Annotated in this window: 4 protein-coding genes and 1 pseudogene; 1 reads left to right on the forward strand and 4 read right to left on the reverse strand. The window is 73.3% G+C overall.

The features are described from left to right. A partial coding sequence (locus tag B8460_RS11830) for a phytoene/squalene synthase family protein (RefSeq protein WP_052945228.1) occupies window positions 1–709 on the reverse strand: 709 nt, incomplete at its 3' end. Continuing rightward, a complete protein-coding gene (locus tag B8460_RS11835) occupies window positions 702–2,297 on the reverse strand; it encodes a phytoene desaturase (RefSeq protein WP_084623560.1) in 1,596 nt (531 codons plus the stop codon). The genes B8460_RS11830 and B8460_RS11835, both read right to left, overlap by 8 nt. A 56-nt stretch (window positions 2,298–2,353) precedes the next feature. Here B8460_RS11835 and B8460_RS11840 point away from each other — a divergent pair, with 56 nt between their 5' ends. After that, a complete protein-coding gene (locus B8460_RS11840) occupies window positions 2,354–2,608 on the forward strand; it encodes a hypothetical protein (RefSeq protein ID WP_048861805.1) in 255 nt (84 codons plus the stop codon). Here the strand turns inward: B8460_RS11840 and bchO are convergent. After that, window positions 2,583–3,467, reverse strand: a complete 885-nt coding sequence (gene bchO / locus B8460_RS11845) for an alpha/beta fold hydrolase BchO (protein ID WP_048861806.1) — start codon at window positions 3,465–3,467, stop codon at window positions 2,583–2,585. The two genes, B8460_RS11840 and bchO, sit on opposite strands and share 26 nt — an antisense overlap. After that, window positions 3,467–3,711, reverse strand: a pseudogene (gene bchD / locus B8460_RS21910) (magnesium chelatase subunit D); the annotation flags it as partial. The gene bchO and the pseudogene bchD, both read right to left, overlap by 1 nt.

A 3,711-nucleotide genomic window follows, 5' to 3' on the forward strand; every position in this document is an offset into this window, starting at 1 on the left:
CGGCGCGACAGCGGCGCGGCAGGGCGCCGATCCCGGGCCGGGCGCGCGCGTACAGCCGGTCCGCCTCGCCGAGCAGCCGCCGGAGCACCGCGGCCAGCGCGGGTCCCGGACGCGGATCGGCGACGAAACGCGCGGCGTCGATCCCCGCCTCGGCCAGCCAGTCGAGCGGCAGATAGAGGCGGCCGGCGCGCGCATCCTCGCCGACATCGCGGACGATGTTGGACAGCTGCATCGCCACGCCGAGATCGCAGGCGCGCGCGAGCGCCTCCGGCGCGCGCACGTCCATCACCACCGCCATCATCGCGCCGACCGCGCCGGCGACGCGCGCGGCATAGTCCAGAAGCGCGGGAAGATCCGCATAGCGCCGTCCATCGGCATCCCAGGCGAGGCCCTCGAGCAAGGCCTCGGGCAGCGCGCGGGGGATCGCGTAGTCGCGGACGACGGCGGCGAAGGCGCGATCCGCGGCGCCGTCGGCGGGAGTGCCGTCATAGACACGGGCAAGCCGGACGCGCAGCCGGTCGAGCGACGCCGCGCGACCGAGCGCCGGGCCCAGATCCACCGCGTCGTCGGCCAGCCGGCAAAACGCATACAGCGCCGATGCCGGGGCGCGCACCGCCTGGGGCAGCAGCAATCCCGCCGCCCAGAACGTGCGCGACCCGTGGCGCAGGAGCGCGCGGCAGGCGGCGATATCCGCCGCGGCGTCAGACAAAGGCGCTTGCATGCGGCACCACCGTGTCGAGAACCCGGGCGGACGACAGGACGCCCGGCAGACCCGCGCCGGGATGCGTGCCGGCGCCCACGAGATACAGGCCCGGCACATCCTCGCTGCGGTTATGCGGGCGGAACCATGCGCTTTGCGTCAGGATCGGCTCCATCCCGAACGCGGCGCCGCGCAGCGACAGCAGCCGGTCGCGGAAGTCGAGCGGGGTCGTCACTCGCGACGTCGCGATATGTCGCGACAGGCCGGGCAGCAGCGTCGCCTCCAGCGCCCGCTCGATCGCCGCGCGATAGGGTTCGGCGGCCACGCGCCAATCCGTCCCGCTGTCGAGATGCGGCACCGGCGACAGGACATAGAACGCATCGCCGCCCGGCGGCGCCAGACTCGGGTCGCTCGCGGTCGGCCGATGCAGATAGAGGCTGAAATCCGCCGACAGCCGATGATGCCGGAAGATGTCGTCGAGCAGCGCGCGATAGCGCGGGCCGAGCATGATCGTGTGATGGCCCACGTCCGGGTACTGGCGGTCGGTGCCGAAATACCAGACGAAGAGGCTCATGGAATAACGCGCCCGCTCCACCCGCCGGTCGGTCCAGCGACGCCGCGCCTCCGGCGGCAGCAGATGGCGATAGGTGAAGCCGGTATCGGCGTTGGAGACGACGATGTCGGCGGCGATCGTCTCGCCCGTCACCAGCCGGACACCGCATGCCCGGCCGTCGCGCACGTCGATGGCGGCAACGGTCGCGTTGCAGCGGATCACGTTGCCCTGCCCGGCGATCAGCCCGGCGAGACCGCGCACGAGCGCGCCGGTGCCGCCCATCGCATAGTGCACGCCCCAACGCCGTTCGAGGAAAGCGATCAGGCTGTAGATCGCGCTTGCCGCGAACGGATTGCCGCCCACCAGCAGCGGGTGGAAGCTGAACACGGTGCGCAGGCGCGGGTCGCGTATGTGCCGCGCAACCAGGCTGTGCACGCTGCGGAACGCCTGCAGGCGCGCGAGCTGCGGCAGCAGCTTCACCATGTCGCCGAGCCGTTCGAATGGTACGTGACCGAGCTGTTCGAAGCCGATGCGGCAGGTCTCCTCGCTGACCCGCATGAACGCGTCGTAGCCGTCCACGTCGCCCGGCGCGAAGCGCGCGACCTCGGCACGCATGCGCACCGGATCACCGCTGTAGGTAAAGGTCGCGCCATCGTCGAAGCGGAGCTGATAGAATGGATCGAGCGCGCGCAACTCCACGTCGTCGGCGCGGCTGCGTCCGCACAGCGCCCACAGATCATCGAGCAGAAACGGCGCGGTGACGATCGTGGGGCCGGCGTCGAACGTGAACCCGTCCTGCCGGTGCACATAGGCGCGGCCGCCCGGCGCGTCGAGGCGCTCCAGCACCGTCACGCGCCAGCCGCGCGCCCCGAGCCGGATCGCGGCGGCGAGGCCGCCGAACCCGCTGCCGATGACGACCGCGTGCGGCGCGCCGTCCCGCGGCCCGGGGCTTGCGCCGTCATGATGCCCGGCATCGCGCAGCCCGGCGAAGGAGAGCGCTTCGGCATCCCGCAGCCCGGGGGTCGTGGCCGTCGTCGTGGACATCACGGCTGGAGTGTAACAACATCCTGACACTCGAGAGAAGGGGCGCGAGCGCCGCAATGACCGCCGCCATCGTCGATCTCGCGCTCGTGCTCGCGCTGCTGGAAGCACCGGCGCTCGCGATGTGGCGGCGCGCCACCGGCTCCGGACCGGCGGTGGCGCCGCTGGTCGCCAACCTCGCCTCGGGCGCCTGCCTGCTGGCGGGGCTGCGCCTCGCGCTCGGGGGTGCGAGCGGACTCTGGGTGGCGCTGGCGCTGACCGGCGCGCTGCTCGCCCATCTGGCGGACCTTACGCGACGCTGGCGGCGGGGCTGAACGCGTCCATCACGATGTCGGCAACACGCTCCGGCGCCTCCTCGTGCGCCAGATGGCCGAGGCCCGGCAGCTCGATGACCTCCGCCCCGCGCACCATCGCCGCGACACGGTGGGCATCGGCCGGCGGGATCGCCCGGTCGCGGGCGGCGGCCACCAGCGTCAGCGGCACCGCGAGCTTCGGCAGGTCGCGCGCCAGCGGGTGCAAATCCCAGTTCGCCATCATCCCGAGCGCGCCCGCCACATGGCCGCTGCGCGCGAACAGCCGGCCATAACGGTCGAGGTCCTGCGGCTCCAGCGTCGAGCCGGTGCCGGTGATCAGCTTCTGCACCACGGTTCGGTCCGCCGCCCGCCAAGACAGCGCCCAGGGAACGAGCGGATTGAGCACAAGCAGCTTCGCGATCGGCGAGAAAATCTGCCCCGCGACGCCGCCGAGCGGCAGCAGCGCGCCGTTCAGGCTGATCAGCCGCGCCGGCGCGATCAGCCCGTCGAGACACATCCGCGCGAGGATCGCGGCGCCGGCCGAATGGCCGATCGCCAGCACCGGCCGCACGCCGAGTGCCGCGAGCAGCCCCGCCAGGGAGCGCGCCATGCCCGGCAGCGACAGCCGGTGCGCGGGCGGCAGCTCCGTGAAGCCGTGCCCGGGCAGGTCCGGGGCGATCACCCGGAAATCCCGCGCGAGGCGGGGCGCCAGCACGCGCCAGGAATGCGTCGCGGCACCGGTGCCGTGCACCAGCAGCAAATCCGGGCCGCTGCCCATGATCTGCACGTGCCAGCGCAGCCCGGCCGCCTCGACGAACCGGCTCGCGGACTGGTTGGGCCAGTCGCGGCCGTCGCGCTCCCAGTCGGGCGCGGCCGGCATCAGCCGCGCAATCCCTGCACGGCCCCGGAAATCGCGGCCGCGCCGGCATAGGGCAGCGGCAGATAGCGCGCGCCCATCCGCTCCGCGACCGTCCGCGCGAAGGGATGCGGATGCGGCGCCGTGTCCAGCAGCACCGTCGCGACCGCGCCGGCGCGCAGCAGCCCGGCCGCGTCCAGAGCGTCCGCCTCCGCCCGCCGCCGGTCACCCTCGCCGTCCCGGCCGACATTCGCCCGCCCGTCGGTAA

The organism is Acidisphaera rubrifaciens HS-AP3, from assembly GCF_000964365.1.
Classification (GTDB): domain Bacteria; phylum Pseudomonadota; class Alphaproteobacteria; order Acetobacterales; family Acetobacteraceae; genus Acidisphaera; species Acidisphaera rubrifaciens.

What these genes read in the sequence shown, in the direction of transcription:
- bchO (WP_048861806.1), bottom strand. Translation starts at nt 3,467, where the DNA reads ATGCCGGCCGCGCCCGACTGGGAGCGCGACGGCCGCGACTGGCCCAAC.
- B8460_RS11840 (WP_048861805.1), top strand. Translation starts at nt 2,354, where the DNA reads ATGACCGCCGCCATCGTCGATCTCGCGCTCGTGCTCGCGCTGCTGGAA.
- B8460_RS11835 (WP_084623560.1), bottom strand. Translation starts at nt 2,297, where the DNA reads ATGTCCACGACGACGGCCACGACCCCCGGGCTGCGGGATGCCGAAGCG.